Source organism: Amycolatopsis pigmentata (assembly GCF_042684065.1).
In the GTDB taxonomy this organism is placed as follows: domain Bacteria; phylum Actinomycetota; class Actinomycetes; order Mycobacteriales; family Pseudonocardiaceae; genus Amycolatopsis_E; species Amycolatopsis_E pigmentata.
Genome location: NZ_JBHUKR010000009.1, coordinates 183,565 through 199,117, shown reverse-complemented (window position 1 = coordinate 199,117; position 15,553 = coordinate 183,565). Strand labels below are relative to the sequence as shown.

Sequence of the window (15,553 nt, the reverse complement as noted above, 5' to 3'; positions counted from 1 at the left end):
GCCATGCCGGGATATCGTCGCGCCATGTCGGAATTTCAGCGCCTGTCGGGTGAACGGTACGTCGTCCTGACCACCTATCGCCGCAACGGCGACCCGGTGGAGACCCCGGTGTGGGTGGCGGGCGAGGGTGGTGAACTCGTCGTCTGGACCGAGCGTCAGTCCGGCAAGGTCAAGCGCATTCGCCGCGACCCGGCGGTGCGCGTCCAGGCCGGCGATCTGCGCGGGCGCTCGAAGCACGGCGCGGCGGTCGCGGGCCGGGCCCGCGTCCTCGACGATGCCGGAAGCGAACTCGTCCGGCGGGCGATCGTAGGAAAGTACGGGCTCCTCGCACGGGTCACGATGTTCTTCAGCCGTCTGCGCGGCGGCAGCGATCGCACCGTCGGGCTGGCCATCGCCCTCGACGACTAGCGAACCGCGAGCAGAGCCTCGGGCAGCGTGAAGTTCCCGGCGTAGAGCGCCTTTCCGATGATCGCGCCTTCGACACCGTCGCGGGCGAGACCCGAAAGCGCCCGGAGATCGTCGAGGCTCGACACACCGCCCGAGGCGATGACCGGGGCATCGGTCCGCGCGGCGACCTCGCGGAGCAGGTCCAGGTTCGGGCCGCGCAGCGTGCCGTCCTTGCTCACGTCGGTGACCACGTACCGTGTGGCGCCGTCCCGGTCGAGGCGTTCGAGCACCTCCCACAGGTCCCCGCCGTCACGGGTCCAGCCGCGCGCGGCCAGCCGGTAGGCGTCACCGGTGATCCGCACGTCCAGACCGATGGCCACCCGTTCCCCGTAGGCGGCGACGACCTTGGACGTCCACTGTGGATCTTCCAGCGCGGCGGTGCCGAGGTTGACCCGGGCGGCACCGGTGGCCAGCGCCGCGTCGAGCGAGGCGTCGTCACGGATCCCCCCGGACAGCTCGACCCGCACGTCCAGCTGCCCGACCACGTGGGCCAGCAGCTCACGGTTCGAGCCCTTGCCGAACGCGGCGTCGAGATCGACCAGGTGGATCCACTCCGCCCCGTCACGCTGCCAGGCGAGGGCGGCCTCCAGCGGGTCGCCGTAGGTGGTCTCGGTGCCGGCTTCGCCCTGGACGAGGCGGACTGCCTGGCCGTCGGAAACGTCGACGGCGGGAAGGAGCGTGAACGTCACGCGGGCACTATATGTGAGCGCCCTACAGCGCCCGTAGCCAGTTCCGGAGCAGGTGGGCGCCCGCCTCACCGGACTTTTCCGGGTGGAACTGCGTCGCCGCCAGCGGACCGTTCTCCGCGGCGGCCACGAAGTCCTCGCCGTGGTGCGCCCAGGTGACCTTGGGCTGCTGCCCGGCGAGGCCCGAGTCGAGCTCCCAGCGACGAGCCGCGTAGGAGTGGACGAAGTAGAACCGCGTGCCGGCGTCCAGGCCGTCGAACAGCACCGAGTCCTCGGGCGGGCGCACGGTGTTCCACCCCATGTGCGGGATCACGTCGGCGTGCAGGCGCTCGACCGTGCCCGGCCACTCCCCGGTGCCCTTCGACTCCACGCCGTGCTCGACGCCGCGCTCGAACAGGATCTGCATGCCCACGCAGATGCCCAGTACGGGCCTGCCCCCGGACAGGCGGGTGCCGATGATCCTGTCCCCGCCCACGGAGAGCAGTCCGGTCATGCACGCGGCGAACGCGCCGACGCCGGGTACGACGAGGCCGTCCGCCTCGAGCGCCGCGCGACGGTCGGCCGTCACCACGACATCGGCGCCGACATGGTGGAGGGCACGCTCCGCGGAGCGAAGGTTCCCGGAACCGTAATCGAGAATAACGACGCGAGCCACGAAGAAGAGTCTAAGCTGTCCACGAGAGCGCCCCCGAATGCCGCCGGTAACCGGTTTGATCCGCGCCCAGCTGGGAATTTCAGGCCGGAAAGGTGAGGCAGGAGGAATCAGATGCTGCCAGTACGCAGACCCGATTATGCCGGCTGGTCGACGCCCGCGCGCCGGATCATCCGCTTGGCCGGTGAACTCGCCAGCGAACTCGACAGGATGGAGACCGCGCCGCTGGAGCCCGCCGACATCCGGCACCTGCTGGACGGCATGAGCGGCACGGCGGCGGCCCTGACCAGGCTTCTCGACGAGCTCCGGCTTTCCCCGGTGCTCACCAGCGCCTCGAACGAGCTCGGACTGCCCTCGCAGCGCACCGTGCTCAGCGAGCTGGCGCAGGCCGCCGCGGCGGCCGAAGACCTCACCGTGACGGCGGCCTCGCTGTGCCGGCTGCTCCCGCGCGAGGTTCCCTGAAAAAAGTCCACTGTGGACCTGCCCGTCCGGCAAAGTGTTCCCACGTCGGACACCCGGTCACCAACCTCGACTTAAGTCGAACTCGAGGTTAGCCTGAAACCATGACCAGGCTAGCCGACCACCTCACCATCGGTCAGGTTGCGGAACGCAGCGGTGTGCCGCACACCACACTGCGGTTCTACGAAGACCGCGGGTTGATCGGCTCGGAACGGTCCGCGGGCAACCAGCGGCGCTATCCGCGTGCGGTGCTGCGCCGCATCGCCTTCATCCGCGCCGCCCAGCGGGTCGGTCTCAGTCTGGAGGAGATCAGCGCCGCGCTGGCCACCCTTCCCCGCGATCACGCCCCCACGAAGGCCGACTGGTCGCGACTTTCCCGTAATTGGCAGGACGAGCTCGACGCCCGGATCGATGCCCTGCAACGGTTGCGTGACCGGTTGACCGGTTGTGTCGGCTGTGGCTGTCTGTCCTTGCGCGTATGCGGCCTGTACAACGCCGACGATCACCAAGCCCGTTTCGGCCCTGGTTCCCGGGCTCTCAGACCCGCTTCGGAAGGCGGCACCTGACGTCCGGAACGATTTCCGATCGCTTTTTTCCGGCGCCGCGAACTCCACCCTTGGAGAATGAACAATGACCACGTTCGCGTGGGCAGAATGAACGCGTGTTGATCAGGCAGGCCGAACTCGACGACGCCGGCGCGGTGTTCGCGCTGCTCCGGCAGTTCGCCACGAGCCATCGGCCACACCGGCCGGACTTCGAAAAGAACTACGAGTTACTGCTCGCCGAATCGGCCTACGACGGCACCGATCTCCTCGTCGCGGACGACGACGGAACCCTGATCGGCTACGCGCTGGCCACCCGGTTCCTGGTTCTTCATGCGAACGGACCGATTTGTCAGCTCAACGAACTGACCGTGGCAGGAGAACATCGCGGGAACGGCGTCGGCAGGCAACTGGTGGAGGCGATCATCGGCCGCGCGCGGATGACCGGCGCGGTGGAGATCACCGTGCCGACCCGTCGCGCCGCCGGCTATTACCGGAGATTCGGTTTCGAGGAAACCGCGACCTTGCTGAAACTTTCGCTGGCCTGACTCGGCACAAGGTCAGGCGCGGGGGCGGCCGAGAAGTTTGCGTCCCACGTCCAGCAGATGGCGGCGCAGGCTTTCGTCGTCCAGCGCGGCGAGATCCTCCGAACCACCGGTGAGCGCGATACCGGCGATCGCGACCTGCGCGGCGACCAGCCGGCCCAGATCCCGTTCCGGGCCCACGAGCAGATCCATCATGCGGACGCGGAAGTTCTCCTTGCCGTTCCAGGAACAGGTGAGCATGCGGGCGATCGTCGGGTCGCTGCTGAACAGCGAAATCAGCGCCCGGTGCCGCACCACGACGTCCACGAAACCGGTCAGCAGGTGGTCGGTCCGTGCCCCGCGCCGCCGCTGGCGCTCCGCTTCCTCGACGACCGCGTCCAGTTCCCGCAGGCCCGGTTCGGCGACGGCTTCGGCGATCTCGTCCTTGGTCTTGAAGTGGTAGTACACCGCCGCCTTGGTCACGCCCAGCGCGTCGGCGATCATCTGCAGGGACGTGCCCTGTACTCCGTGCTCGGTGAACAGTTTCAGCGCCGTGGCCAGCAGCCTTGTGCGCGTGTCCTCCGGGCCGGCCACCCCCGCTGCCATCGAGCCTCCTCCTCCGGCACATCCGCGTGCCCTCCCGGCGACCACCGGGTAAAGAGCCTGTTAATGGTGGCACGGAGAGTACGCGCAGGGCTCCAAACAGAGCAATCCCCTAGCCGTGCGGCTAGCATTCCCCTAGCCGTGTGGCTGGTCACTTCCTAGCCGATCGGCTTGCTGCCGCACTTGCCGTTCGGCTAGCTTTCTTGGCAATTCGCCTACAGGGAGCGTGGTAGTGGCCACCGTTTTGTACCGTCTTGCCCGGTTCTCGTTCCGCCGCCGTGTGCTGGTCACGGCCATCTGGGCGGCGGTGCTGCTCGCGCTGGGACTGGGCGCGATGACGCTGTCCGGGCAACTCACGAACTCGGTGACCATTCCCGGTACCGAATCGCAGCGCGCCATCGACCAGCTCCGGGAACGCTTTCCCGAGGCGGGTACCGGAGGCGCGACGGCACGCGTGGTGGTCCAGGCACCGACCGGGCAGCGGCTGACCGATCCGGCGGGCCACGACACCGTCGAGCGTCTCGTCGCGGCGCTGAACACCGTCCCGAAGGCGGCCGGTGCGGCGGATCCGTTCGCGGTCAAGGCGGTCTCGCCCGACGGCCGGGTCGCGCTCGTCCAGCTGACCTACCGCGTGCAAGCGTCGGAACTCACCGACGCCGACCGGCAGGCCCTCACCGCCACCACGACCGATGCCCGGAACGCCGGCCTCGACGTCGAAATCGGCGGCGACGCGATGCAGGGCATGCCCGCGACCGGTGCCACCGAAGGACTCGGCGTCGCCGTCGCCGCGCTGGTACTGGCGATCACCTTCGGCTCGGTCGTCGCGGCCGGGCTGCCGTTGCTCACCGCGTTGATCGGCGTGGGCGTCGGTATGGCCGGGGTGTTCACCGTCTCCGGCTTCACGCAACTCAACTCCAACACCCCGATCCTCGCGCTCATGCTCGGTCTCGCCGTCGGCATCGACTACGCGCTTTTCATCGTCTCGCGGTACCGCCACGAACTCACCGAAGGACACGAGCCGGAAAAGGCCGCCGCGCGGGCGGGTGGCACGGCGGGCTCGGCGGTGGTGTTCGCCGGGCTGACCGTGATCATCGCGCTGGCGGGGCTGACCGTGGTCGGCGTCCCCTTCCTGGGGCAGATGGGAATCGCCGCGGCCGGAACGGTCGCCGTAGCGGTCCTGATCGCGCTCACGCTGTTGCCCGCGCTGCTCGGATTCGCCGGCCGCACCGTGCGCCCCAAGCGTGCCCGGCAGAAGGCCCGCGCCACCAACGGCGAACGGTGGGCACGGTTCGTGGCCCGGCACCGAGGGGCCGTCCTGCTCGTCGCCGTGGCGGGCCTGCTCGTCCTGGCCATCCCCACGCTGAGCATGCGGCTCGGCCTGCCCGACGACAGCACCGCGCCGCCCGGCTCCACCCAGCGCAAGGCCTACGACATCGTCAGCTCGAGCTTCGGCCCCGGCGCCAACGGCCCGCTGATCGTGGTCGTCGGCATGTCGACCCCACACGCGGCGGCCGACGCGTCGGAGGAAATCCTGCGGTCGAAAGACGTCCTGGCCGTCAACCCGCCGCTGATGAACAAGGCCAACGACACCGCGCTGCTCACCGTGATTCCCAAGAGCGGACCGGGTACCGAGGAAACCGCGGCCCTGGTCAAGGAAATCCGCTCGCACGCGTCCAAATTGGACATCAAGGTGACCGGGCAGACCGCTCTGCAGATCGACGTCTCGGCCAAGCTGGCGCACGCCATGCTGCCCTACCTGGGAATGATCGTCGGTCTGGCGTTCCTGTTGCTGATGCTGGTCTTCCGCTCGGTGATCGTGCCCGTCAAGGCGACCCTGGGCTTCCTCGGCTCGGTCGCGGCCACCTTCGGCGCGGTGGTCGCGGTGTTCCAGTGGGGCTGGCTGGACCGGCAACTCGGTGTCGCGTCCACCGCGCCGATCATGAGCATGCTGCCGATCCTGCTCATCGGCGTGCTGTTCGGGCTGGCCATGGACTACCAGGTGTTCCTGGTGACGCGCATGCGCGAGGAACACACCCACGGCGCGGCGCCGACGGAGGCGATGATCACCGGTTTCCGCCACGGATCCCGGGTGGTGGTCGCCGCCGCGCTGATCATGATCAGCGTGTTCGCCGGTTTCGTGCTCTCGGACACCACACTGATCCAGTCGATCGGGTTCGCGCTCGCCTTCGGCGTCGCGGTCGACGCCTTCGTGGTCCGCATGACGATCGTGCCGGCGGTCATGACCCTGCTCGGCGCCCGTGCCTGGTGGCTGCCGAAGTGGCTGGACCGCGTGCTGCCCAAGGTGGACGTCGAAGGCGAACAGATGACGGAGCGGGTCCCCGAGCCCGCCCAGGTCAGCTGAGCACGGTCGATCCCCGCGCTCAAGCGGCCGGTGCCGCCCACCGGGTCGCGTGCTCCCGGACGAACTGGGTGAACGTGCGGGGTGCGTGGCCGGTCAGGTCGAGTACCGCGGTGCTGAGTTCGTCTTCGCGGCCGGCCCGGGCGCCGGCGTCGGCGGCGGCGAGGATCGCGGCGAACTCGGCCGGTATGCCCGCGGCTCGGAGACCGGCCGCCTGCTCGTCCACAGTGGTATGTACCACCCGGATCGGTCGCCCGGTGCCGGCGGTGATGATCGCCGCCGCCTCCGGATAGCTCAGTGCCTGCGGGCCGGTGAGCAGGTAGTCGCCACCGGGGATGGCGTCAGGGTCGGAAAGCAGGGCCGCGGCGGCGGTCGCCGCGATGTCCCGCGTGTCGATCCACCCCACCCGCCCGTCACCGGCGGCGGTGCGGATCTCCCCATCTCGACGGATCCGCTCGCCCAGTGGGTGCGGGCTCAGAAAGTTCTGCATGAACCCGGACGGACGCAGCACGACCCAGCCGGGCTGGGCCCGGACCTGGGCGGCCAGTTCCGGCGCGGTGGGCGCGAGAGGGACGGCGGAGCCGAGGAGTACGACTCTGCTTATGCCGAGGCGCCGCGCCTCGGCCAGGAACGGCCCGACCGACGGCATCGGGTCCGTGCTCTGCGTCGGAGGCACCAGGAAGACCCGGTCCTGTCCGTCGAGAGCGGCAAGGTGGGTGTCCGGGTCGTTCCAGTCGAAGCGGATCGTCTCCGGGTCGTCGGCGGCCGGGTTACCAATCCGACCAAAAGCAGGCCGAGACGGACCGCAGTCAATCTGCTTGCGGACACCCGTTTCGGCCGTGGCTGTGGTCGGATTGGTAACGACCGGCACAGTACGGCTGGCCACCCGAACCCGCATGCCCCTGTCGCGCAGCAGCCTTACCAACTCGCGACCGGTCTTCCCGGTGCCGCCGGTCACAAGCACCCGGGTCGCCGACGGATTGTTTGATGCTTGTCGAATCATCACAGCACACGACGGTAGACTATGGTTTGATACACGTCAAACGATGGAGAGGAGCTGGCGGATGCCGCGCGCACTACCCGAACCTTCGGTCGGCTCCTTCGATCTCACGGTCATTCTCGGCGCGCTCGCCGAACCGGGCAGGCGAGCGCTGATGACCGAGCTGTATCGCAGTGCGGAGCCGGTCGACTGCGCGGTCATAGCCGAAAAGGCCGACCTCGGCCTGAGCAACCCGACGATCTCCCACCACTACCGCGTCCTGCGGGAAGCGGGCCTGATCAGGACCATCGCGGAAGGACGCAAGCGGATCGTCACAGTGCGCCGCGACGACATGGACGCGCGTTTCCCCGGCCTCCTGAACGCGGTACTGGGGGTCTGACCCCGCCTTTAACCGAGGAACCAGGCGACGGCGCCGCCGATCGCCAGCAGCGCGGCGATGCCGAGGACCGTGGCCATCACCTTCGCGGTCTTCCAGGCACTGTAGACACCGCCGATCAGAAAACCCGCCAGCGCCAGCAGCAGTATGCCGACCACGTCCTTGCTCACGCTGTTTCCTCCGCGATCTCACCGCGGTCACCTTGACGGCCGCGGGTCGGCACAAGGGGACTCACAGCACACCCTTGGTGGACGGGACGCCGGCGGCGCGCGGGTCGGATTCGGTGGCGGCCCGCAGCGCCCGCGCGACCGCCTTGTACTGGGCCTCGGCGATGTGGTGCGGGTCGCGGCCGTGCAGCACGCGGACGTGCAGGGCGATCTGGGCGTGGAACGCCAGCGAGTCGAACACGTGCCGGGTCAGCACGAAGGGATAGTTCCCGCCGATGGTGAAGGCGTTGAACTCCTCCGGCTCGCCGAGATGCACGCAGTAGGGCCGCCCCGACACGTCGATCGCGGCATGCGCCAGGGTTTCGTCCATCGGGATCCAGGCGTCGCCGAAGCGGCGGATGCCCTTCTTGTCGCCCAGCGCCTGCCGGATCGCCTGCCCGAGCACGATCGCGGTGTCCTCGACCGTGTGGTGTGCGTCGATGTGCACGTCACCGGTCGCCTCGACCCGCAGGTCCAGCGAACCGTGCACGCCGAACGCGGTCAGCATGTGGTCGTAGAACGGCACCCCGGTGGCGATCTCCACCACTCCGGTGCCGTCGAGATCGACCACGACCGAGATCGCGGACTCCTTGGTGGTCCTGGAAACCTTGCCGACCCGGCTCACCGTCCCACCTCCTTGCTCGCCTCGAGAAAGGCGTCGTTCTCCTCCGGGGTGCCGATGCTGACCCGCAGGTGCCCCTCGATGCCCACGTCGCGGATCAGCACCCCTTTGTCCACATAGGACTTCCAGCTCGCCGGGGCGTCAGCGAAGGAACCGAACAGGATGAAGTTCGCGTCGCTGGGCACGGGCGTGAACCCGAGGCCGAGCAACGCTTCGGCCACCCGGTCGCGTTCGGCGGCCAGTTTCGCCACCGAGGCCAGCGTCGCGTCCGCGTGCCGCAGCGCCGCGCGCGCGGCCGTCTGGGTCAGCACCGAAAGGTGATAGGGCAGCCGGACCAGTTGCAGCGCGTCGACCACCGCCGGGGCCGCCGCGAGATAACCGACCCGGCCGCCCGCGAAGGCGAACGCCTTGCTCATCGTGCGCGAGACGATCAGCTTCGCCGGGTGCTCACGCAGGAGGTGGATCGCGCTGGGACGGCTGGAGAACTCGGCGTAGGCCTCGTCCACCACCACGATTCCCGGCGCGCTCCGGACCAGTTCGTCCACATCGGACAGCGGAAGGGAACCGCCGGTGGGATTGTTCGGGCTGGTCACGAACACCACGGAGGGCCGCCGCTCGGCGATGATCTCCGCGGCCCGCGCGGCGTCCAGGGAGAAGTCGCCCCGGCGCGGCGCGGGAAGCCACTCGGTGCGGGTGCCGGCGGCGATGATCGGGTGCATCGAATACGACGGTTCGAAGCCCAGCGCGGTCCTCCCCGGCCCCCCGAAGGCCTGAAGGATCTGCTGCAGAATCTCGTTGGAACCGTTGGCGGCCCACACTTCCCGCTCCGACAGACCTACCTCCGTGGCCGCGCTCAGGTACGCGGCCAGGTCCCGCCTCAGCGCGATCGCGTTCCGGTCCGGATAGCGGTGCAGGTTCGCGGCCGCCTCCCGGACCGCTTCGGTCACGTCGGCGACGAGGGCGGCAGGCGGTGGATACGGGTTTTCGTTGGTGTTGAGCCGGATCGGCACGTCGATCTGCGGCGCGCCATAGGGCGAGGAACCACGCAGATCCTCACGCAAAGGCAGATCGTCGAGGGTCACGCCCTCCAGTGCTTCGCCCGCCGTCACTGTATTTCCTCCGCGACTTTGCCGAACCGCGCCGTCACGGCTTCACCGTGGGCGGGCAGGTCCTCGGCCACGGACAGGGCGACCACCTTGTCCGCGACCTCCCGCAGCGCTTCCGGCCCGTAGTCGATGACGTGGATGCCACGCAGGAAGGTCTGCACGGACAGTCCTGACGAATGCCGGGCGAACCCGCCGGTGGGCAGCACGTGGTTGGACCCCGCGCAGTAGTCGCCCAGCGACACCGGCGCGTACGGCCCGACGAACACCGCGCCCGCGTTGCGCACGCGGGCGGCGACGGCGCGGGCATCGGCGGTCTGGATCTCCAGGTGCTCGGCGGCGTAGGCGTCCACCACCCGCAGTCCATCCTCCACAGTGGACACCAGGACCGTGCCGGACTGCTTGCCCTGCAACGCGGTGGTGACCCGCTCGCTGTGCTTGGTCGCCTTGGCCCGGACGCTCACCTCGGCGTCCACCGCGTCGGCGAGCGCCTCGGAGGTGGTGACGAGCACGCTGGCGGCGAGCGTGTCGTGCTCGGCCTGGCTGATCAGGTCGGCGGCCACGTGCCCGGGATCGGCGGTCTCGTCGGCGAGGATCGCGATCTCGGTCGGCCCCGCCTCCGAGTCGATCCCGATCAGCCCGCGCAGCATCCGCTTGGCCGCGGTGAGATAGATGTTGCCGGGGCCGGTGACCAGGTCGACCGGGAGAAGTCCGGTGCCGTCGGTGTCCGTGCCGCCGTAGGCGAGCAGCGCCACCGCCTGGGCGCCGCCCACCGCCCACACCTCGTCCACGCCGAGCAGCGCGGCGGCGGCGAGAATGGTGGGGTGCGGACGCCCGCCGAACTCGGCCTGCGGCGGCGAGCACAGCACCAGGGAGCCCACGCCGGCCGCCTGCGCCGGGACCACGTTCATCACCACGCTGGAGGGATACACCGCGAGCCCGCCGGGCGCGTACAGGCCGACCCGCTCGACCGGCACCCACCGCTCGGTCACCGTGCCGCCCTCGGTCACGGTCGTGGTCACGTCCTCACGACGCTGGTCCTCGTGGACCTTCCTGGCCCTGGCAATGGATTCCTCCAGCGCCGCCCGCACTTCGGAGTCCAGTTCGGACAGTGCGCGGGCCAGTTCCTCCCGGGGGACCCGGACCCGTCCGGGCCGCACCTGGTCGAAGCGCTCGGTGTAGTCGAGCACCGCTTCGACGCCGCGATCGGCCACCGCGTCCACGATCGGCCGCACCTGATGCATGGCCGCGTCCACGTCGATCTCGGCACGCGGCAGGGTGGCGCGCAGTTCGGCGGGTGACGGAGTGAGTCCACGCAGGTCGATGCGGCTTAGCATGGGTCTAGCGTACGAGCCGGGAGCGTGCGGTTGACCAGGGAGGTAGGCGTGCCGCGCATCGCGTTGTGTCAACTGGTGTCCAGCGACGATCCGTCAGCCAACATCACGTCCGTCCGGGACGGCGTGGCCAAGGCCGCCGACGCCGGAGCACGGGTCGTGGTCTTCCCCGAAGCGATGATGGCGCGCTTCGGCGTGCGGCTCGGGCCGCTGGCCGAGCCGCTCGACGGGCCCTGGGCGAAGTCGGTCGCCGGTATCGCCGAGGAGCACGACGTCCTCGTGGTCGCCGGCATGTTCACCCCATCCGGCGACGGCCGGGTGCGCAACACGGTGCTCGTCACCGGCCTCGGTCACCACCTCGGCTACGACAAGATCCACCTCTACGACGCGTTCGGCTTCCGTGAGTCCGCCACGGTCGCCCCCGGTGCCGAACCGGTCACCGTGACCGTCGACGGCATCACCTTCGGCATAGCCACCTGCTACGACATCCGCTTCCCGGAGTTGTTCCGCGAGCTGGCCGACCTCGGCGCGTCGGCCATCGTGGTGCCGTCGTCGTGGGGCGCCGGCCAGGGCAAGGTCGACCAGTGGGAGGTCCTGGTGCGAGCCAGGGCGCTGGATTCGGGTTGCTGGATCCTCGGCTGCGGGCAGGCCGACCCCGCCGTGGCCGGGGTCGACGTGAACCCGAAGGCGCCGACCGGCGTCGGGCACTCGATGGTCGCGGACGGTTACGGCCACGTGCACGCCCGGCTCGGCGCCGCTGAGGACCTCCTGATCGCCGACATCGACCCCGCGGTCACCGAGAAGGCCCGGGTGGCTACCGGCGCGCTGGCGAACCGTCGACGGCCTTGAGCGCGAACTGCGTCTCCTCGGCTTCGGCACCGGCCGACCCGGTCTCGGCCGCTGCCGGGTGACTGTTCCGCCACGAAAGCAGCGAGATCCCGATGACGATGGCCGTCGCCGCGAGCACCTCGCCGGCGAGCACGGCCGGGCCGGTCGCGGCCTTCTCGTCCATCCACCACACCCCGATGGCCACCCCGACCAGCGGGTCGACCGTGGTGATGACGGCGAGTGACGGCGCGATCAGCCGCCCTCGCTGAAACGTGTTCTGCGAAAGCAGGAACCCGATCGGTCCCACCACGCACACCACGTAAAGCGTCCAGTGCGTGAACGTGACCTGCCAGCCTTCACGCAGATCGCCCGCGACGACCTTCATCAGCCCGGCCGTGAGGCCGTAGAACACCCCGGTGGCCAAGGCCAGCCCCAGCACCCGGCTGGGCCTGCTGACCAGCGCCGACCAGGCCAGTCCGGCGAGCGCGACCAGCCCGAGCGCGATGGCGAGCGGGACCAGGCTCCCGCCCGGGAGCAGCCGGTTCGTCCCGTCACTCGGCCGCGCGAGCATCAGCAGCGCGGACAGTCCCGCGACGCAGATCAGCGTGCCGAGCAGGACGACCCCGTCGGGCCTGCGCCCCTCCAGCCAGGCGGCGAATCCGCCCGCGAACGGCAACGCCGTCACCAGCAAGGGCTGGACCAGCATCAACGGGCCGAAACCCAGGGCGACAAGCTGCAGTCCGAGACCCGCGATGGTCGCCGAAATCCCGATGAGCCACAATGGCCGGCGGGCCAGATCGAGCAGCAACCGCGGATGCAAGGTCTTGCCTACCGGGACCTCCTTGGTGGCCCTGGCCTGCGCGGCACTGGCCAGTCCCATGCAGGCCGCGCCCGCGATCGCCGCGGGCACCGCCACCATCAGGCTGGGTAACTCCTGGTTCATGCGCATGCCTCCCCAAGCATGCAACGTATCCGTCCCCCGAACGTCTTCCCGGTTGAGAAAAAAGAACAGTGCTATTACGGTGCGCGATTCACCTCGCTGCGTAGCGTGAACCTCAAGTTGTTCGCAAGCCAATGTGGATTTCACCTACCGGGCGGGTACATTGAGCGCACTCCAGCCGCGGATGCCTCACCCCCGAAAGAGACAGCCAGGCCCATGCCTCCACACTTGACCGTCCACCTGCCCGCCTTCGGCTCGTTGATCCGGCAAGGTGCCAAGCACCTGCTCGAATCGACCGTCGTGCCGCTGGGCCTGTTCTACCTGCTGCTGATCACCGTCGGTTTCAACGGCGGAGTCATCGCCGCCCTCTCCTGGTCGATGCTGGCGCTGGCGCGCCGGATCGTGTTGCGCCGCGGAATCCCCGCCGTGTTGCTGCTCACGACCCTGCTGCTGGTCTGCCGCACCGTGCTCGGCCTGATGACCGGCAGCGTGTTCCTCTACTTCCTGCAGCCCACGCTGCAGAACTTCCTCGTCGCCTTCGTGCTGGTCGCCTCGCTGCCCCATCGCAGGCCGCTCATCGCCAAGCTCGCCGACGATTTCTGCGCCTTCCCCGCCGCGTTCTCCGAACACCCGCGGGTCGTGCAGATCTTCCGCAAGCTGTCGTTGTTCTGGGCGCTGGTTTTCCTCACCAACGGTGTGACGACCCTGTGGATGCTCGCCCGGAAGACCGTGGGCGATTTCCTGATGGTGTCGACGGCGGGTACCTGGAGCATCGTCGGTATCGCGATCGTGGTGTCGCTGGTGTGGTTCCGCCGCTCGCTGCGCGGTGAAGGAATCGTGCTGCGGATGGGACCGGCGAACGCTGCTGCCTGACCCCGGCGCCGGTATCGTTGTCCCTCTATGAGACCGGACACTCGGATCCCGGGGCCGCGGTTGGTCGCGGACCGTTACGAGCTCACGGGATACCTGGGCGGTGGCGGGATGGCCGATGTCTACCGCGCGGTCGACCTCCGGCTCGACCGGCTGGTCGCGCTCAAGGTGTTCCGCGCCGGGTCCGATCCCGCGGGCCGTGTCCGGTTCGAGAAGGAAGCCCGCCTGCTGGCCGCGCTCGACCACCCGGGACTGGTGGCGCTCCACGATGCCGGTTTCTCCGACGGCGAGCCCTACCTGGTGATGAAGCTGGTGGAGGGCGGCACCCTGGCGGAGCTGCTGGCCGACGGGCCGCTGCCGGTCCCGAAGGTCCTCGATCTCGCCCGTGAGCTGACGCGGATCCTGGCCTATGTGCACGCCTGCGACGTCGTCCACCGGGACGTGAAGCCGTCGAACGTGCTGCTGTCCCCGGGCCACGGCGCGTATCTCGCGGACTTCGGCATCTCCCGGCTGCTGACCTCGCGGGACCGGCCCACCGTCGCCGGGAAGATCATGGGCACGGTCGGATACCTGGCGCCGGAGCAGGTACGCGGCGAAGAAGTGACCCAGGCCGCGGACGTCTACGCGCTCGGCCTGGTGCTCCTGGAATGCGTGACCGGTCAGGTCGAGTACGACGGCACCGGGGTGGAGGCCGCGGTCGCCCGGCTCCACCGGGCGCCCCGGATTCCCCCCGAACTGGCCCCGCCGCTGTCCACCGTCATCCGGGCGATGACCGCGACCAAGCCCGGGAACCGGCCCTCGATGGCCGAGTGCGTGGCCATGCTGGACCGTCGCCGCTCACCGCTGGCCGGGAAGGCCCGGCGCGGTTGGATACTGGCCGGGTCCGCCGTCGCCGGAGTGGCCGCCCTCGCCGCCGGGTCGTCGATCCTCTTCTCCGGTGGGAGCCGGCCGGACGCCCGGAGCCCGCTCTCCATCGACAGCGGTGGTCCGGTGGCCCCGCCTCCCGCCGTTTCGGCACCGCCGGAACCGTCTTCCGCCGCGCACGAGCCCACCCTGAAACGCGGTCCGCAGGACTCGATCGTGCCGCCGCCGGACCCGCACCGGACCATCACGGTGGCCTCGCAGCCGCCCCCGAGCACCACGGTCTCCGTCACCACGACCACCGTGGTGGGAGACCCGTCCAGCGACCCCAACGGGCCAGGGAACGGGAATGGCAACGGCAACGGGAAGACCAAGCCCCACGCGCCTCGCGGCTGAGCGGGCTCGGCGCGCGCCTTCGAACGGCTTTAGGTGATGCCCTCTTCGATCGCGAGGCGGGTCAGTTCCGGACGACGGCGGCGCCCGGTCTTGTCGCGGATCCGTTCCAGGTAGGAGCGCACGGTCCGGACGCTGATCGACATGGCCTCCGCGATGTCGGCGTCCCGCTCGCCCGCGGCCAGCAGCGAGAGGACCTGCCGTTCCCGGTCGGACAGCAGGCTGCGCACGCCACGGGCGGAGTTCAGCACGAACGACGCCAGGGTCGGTGAGAAATAGGTGTTCCCGGCCGCGATCTCCCGCACCGCGTGCAGAATGTCCTCGCCGTCGGCGTCCTTGGACAGGTAGCCACGGGCGCCCGCGGAGATCGCCCCGAGCACCTCGTCCTGACCGGCGTGCGCGGAGACGACGAGCACCCGGTGCCCCATCGCGGAAATCTTGTGCACGGCCGCCGAATCGGCCACGCCCCGCAACTTCAGGTCGAGCACCACCACGCAGCCGGCCGGCTCGCGGGTGACCGCGAAGCCCGGCACCGAATCGGCGACCGGGCCGAGATCGATGTCCGCGGCTTCGGTGAGCACCCGCGCCACCGCGGCCCGGTACAACGGGTGGTCCTCGATGACCCCCACCCGGATCATGTCGCCTCCTGTGTTTTCACGGGACGCCCACACCCGGCCGGCCCGCGCGATCGGGACTCCGCCATTGTCGATCACGCGGCCCTCCTGTGGGTTCGCTGTGGGCAATTCTT

General features: G+C 69.6%; 19 protein-coding genes. 9 read left to right on the top strand and 10 right to left on the bottom strand.

The window, feature by feature from the left end:
- Positions 1 to 24 precede the first annotated feature (24 nt).
- Entirely contained in the window at positions 25 to 408 is a 384-nt protein-coding gene (locus ACFSXZ_RS20390; protein ID WP_378266695.1) for a PPOX class F420-dependent oxidoreductase, read from the top strand.
- Here ACFSXZ_RS20390 and priA read toward each other — a convergent pair.
- Positions 405 to 1,136: a bifunctional 1-(5-phosphoribosyl)-5-((5-phosphoribosylamino)methylideneamino)imidazole-4-carboxamide isomerase/phosphoribosylanthranilate isomerase PriA gene (gene priA / locus ACFSXZ_RS20385; RefSeq protein ID WP_378266694.1), complete on the bottom strand. Its 732-nt coding sequence runs from the start codon at positions 1,134 to 1,136 to the stop codon at positions 405 to 407. The two genes, ACFSXZ_RS20390 and priA, sit on opposite strands and share 4 nt — an antisense overlap.
- A gap of 22 nt (positions 1,137 to 1,158) precedes the next feature.
- On the bottom strand, positions 1,159 to 1,788 hold the full coding sequence (hisH, locus tag ACFSXZ_RS20380; RefSeq protein WP_378266693.1) for an imidazole glycerol phosphate synthase subunit HisH: 630 nt from the start codon (positions 1,786 to 1,788) through the stop codon (positions 1,159 to 1,161).
- A 111-nt stretch (positions 1,789 to 1,899) separates the two neighbouring features.
- On the opposite strand from hisH, the gene ACFSXZ_RS20375 reads away from it, so the two are divergent.
- From ACFSXZ_RS20375 to ACFSXZ_RS20365, 3 genes are all read left to right on the top strand, one after another.
- Positions 1,900 to 2,247: a hypothetical protein gene (locus ACFSXZ_RS20375; RefSeq protein ID WP_378266692.1), complete on the top strand. Its 348-nt coding sequence runs from the start codon at positions 1,900 to 1,902 to the stop codon at positions 2,245 to 2,247.
- A gap of 101 nt (positions 2,248 to 2,348) precedes the next feature.
- Positions 2,349 to 2,810, top strand: a complete 462-nt coding sequence (gene soxR / locus ACFSXZ_RS20370; RefSeq protein ID WP_378266691.1) for a redox-sensitive transcriptional activator SoxR — start codon at positions 2,349 to 2,351, stop codon at positions 2,808 to 2,810.
- A 95-nt stretch (positions 2,811 to 2,905) separates the two neighbouring features.
- Positions 2,906 to 3,334: a GNAT family N-acetyltransferase gene (locus tag ACFSXZ_RS20365; RefSeq protein WP_378266690.1), complete on the top strand. Its 429-nt coding sequence runs from the start codon at positions 2,906 to 2,908 to the stop codon at positions 3,332 to 3,334.
- Between the two features lie 12 nt (positions 3,335 to 3,346).
- On the opposite strand, the gene ACFSXZ_RS20360 is transcribed toward ACFSXZ_RS20365, so the two are convergent.
- Positions 3,347 to 3,916, bottom strand: a complete 570-nt coding sequence (locus tag ACFSXZ_RS20360) for a TetR/AcrR family transcriptional regulator (RefSeq protein WP_378266689.1) — start codon at positions 3,914 to 3,916, stop codon at positions 3,347 to 3,349.
- Between the two features lie 229 nt (positions 3,917 to 4,145).
- Between ACFSXZ_RS20360 and ACFSXZ_RS20355 the strand changes: the two genes are divergently transcribed.
- Complete coding sequence (locus ACFSXZ_RS20355; protein ID WP_378266688.1) at positions 4,146 to 6,275, top strand: MMPL family transporter; 2,130 nt, start codon at positions 4,146 to 4,148, stop codon at positions 6,273 to 6,275.
- A 19-nt stretch (positions 6,276 to 6,294) separates the two neighbouring features.
- Here ACFSXZ_RS20355 and ACFSXZ_RS20350 read toward each other — a convergent pair whose 3' ends face one another.
- A complete protein-coding gene (locus ACFSXZ_RS20350) occupies positions 6,295 to 7,275 on the bottom strand; it encodes an ergot alkaloid biosynthesis protein (protein ID WP_378266991.1) in 981 nt (326 codons plus the stop codon).
- A gap of 61 nt (positions 7,276 to 7,336) precedes the next feature.
- Between ACFSXZ_RS20350 and ACFSXZ_RS20345 the strand changes: the two genes are divergently transcribed.
- A complete protein-coding gene (locus ACFSXZ_RS20345) occupies positions 7,337 to 7,651 on the top strand; it encodes an ArsR/SmtB family transcription factor (RefSeq protein WP_378266687.1) in 315 nt (104 codons plus the stop codon).
- 8 nt (positions 7,652 to 7,659) lie between these two features.
- Here ACFSXZ_RS20345 and ACFSXZ_RS20340 read toward each other — a convergent pair whose 3' ends face one another.
- The 4 genes from ACFSXZ_RS20340 to hisD all read right to left on the bottom strand — a co-directional run bounded on the left by ACFSXZ_RS20340 (position 7,660) and on the right by hisD (position 10,916).
- A complete protein-coding gene (locus tag ACFSXZ_RS20340; protein ID WP_378266686.1) occupies positions 7,660 to 7,818 on the bottom strand; it encodes a hypothetical protein in 159 nt (52 codons plus the stop codon).
- A 61-nt stretch (positions 7,819 to 7,879) separates the two neighbouring features.
- Positions 7,880 to 8,479, bottom strand: a complete 600-nt coding sequence (gene hisB / locus ACFSXZ_RS20335; RefSeq protein ID WP_378266685.1) for an imidazoleglycerol-phosphate dehydratase HisB — start codon at positions 8,477 to 8,479, stop codon at positions 7,880 to 7,882.
- Positions 8,476 to 9,585, bottom strand: coding sequence for a histidinol-phosphate transaminase (locus tag ACFSXZ_RS20330; protein WP_378266684.1), 1,110 nt, complete (start codon positions 9,583 to 9,585; stop codon positions 8,476 to 8,478). Before ACFSXZ_RS20330 ends, hisB begins: the two co-directional genes overlap by 4 nt.
- Complete coding sequence (gene hisD, locus ACFSXZ_RS20325) at positions 9,582 to 10,916, bottom strand: histidinol dehydrogenase (protein WP_378266683.1); 1,335 nt, start codon at positions 10,914 to 10,916, stop codon at positions 9,582 to 9,584. Before hisD ends, ACFSXZ_RS20330 begins: the two co-directional genes overlap by 4 nt.
- A gap of 48 nt (positions 10,917 to 10,964) precedes the next feature.
- On the opposite strand from hisD, the gene ACFSXZ_RS20320 reads away from it, so the two are divergent.
- Positions 10,965 to 11,762 carry a carbon-nitrogen hydrolase family protein gene (locus ACFSXZ_RS20320; RefSeq protein ID WP_378266990.1) on the top strand — a complete coding sequence of 266 codons (798 nt, stop codon included), beginning with the start codon at positions 10,965 to 10,967 and terminating at the stop codon, positions 11,760 to 11,762.
- Here ACFSXZ_RS20320 and ACFSXZ_RS20315 read toward each other — a convergent pair.
- The gene (locus ACFSXZ_RS20315; protein WP_378266682.1) at positions 11,728 to 12,684 is read right to left on the bottom strand and encodes a DMT family transporter; all 957 of its coding nucleotides are present in this window, start codon (positions 12,682 to 12,684) and stop codon (positions 11,728 to 11,730) included. The two genes, ACFSXZ_RS20320 and ACFSXZ_RS20315, sit on opposite strands and share 35 nt — an antisense overlap.
- Positions 12,685 to 12,897: 213 nt before the next feature.
- On the opposite strand from ACFSXZ_RS20315, the gene ACFSXZ_RS20310 reads away from it, so the two are divergent.
- Together ACFSXZ_RS20310 and ACFSXZ_RS20305 are read left to right on the top strand one after the other, a co-directional pair.
- Positions 12,898 to 13,554 (top strand): VC0807 family protein, encoded by a 657-nt coding sequence (locus ACFSXZ_RS20310; RefSeq protein ID WP_378266681.1) that lies wholly within the window; start codon positions 12,898 to 12,900, stop codon positions 13,552 to 13,554.
- Between the two features lie 27 nt (positions 13,555 to 13,581).
- Complete coding sequence (locus ACFSXZ_RS20305) at positions 13,582 to 14,808, top strand: serine/threonine-protein kinase (RefSeq protein WP_378266680.1); 1,227 nt, start codon at positions 13,582 to 13,584, stop codon at positions 14,806 to 14,808.
- Positions 14,809 to 14,837: 29 nt separating this feature from the next.
- Here ACFSXZ_RS20305 and ACFSXZ_RS20300 read toward each other — a convergent pair whose 3' ends face one another.
- The gene (locus tag ACFSXZ_RS20300) at positions 14,838 to 15,443 is read right to left on the bottom strand and encodes a LuxR C-terminal-related transcriptional regulator (RefSeq protein ID WP_378266989.1); all 606 of its coding nucleotides are present in this window, start codon (positions 15,441 to 15,443) and stop codon (positions 14,838 to 14,840) included.
- Positions 15,444 to 15,553: the final 110 nt, after the last annotated feature.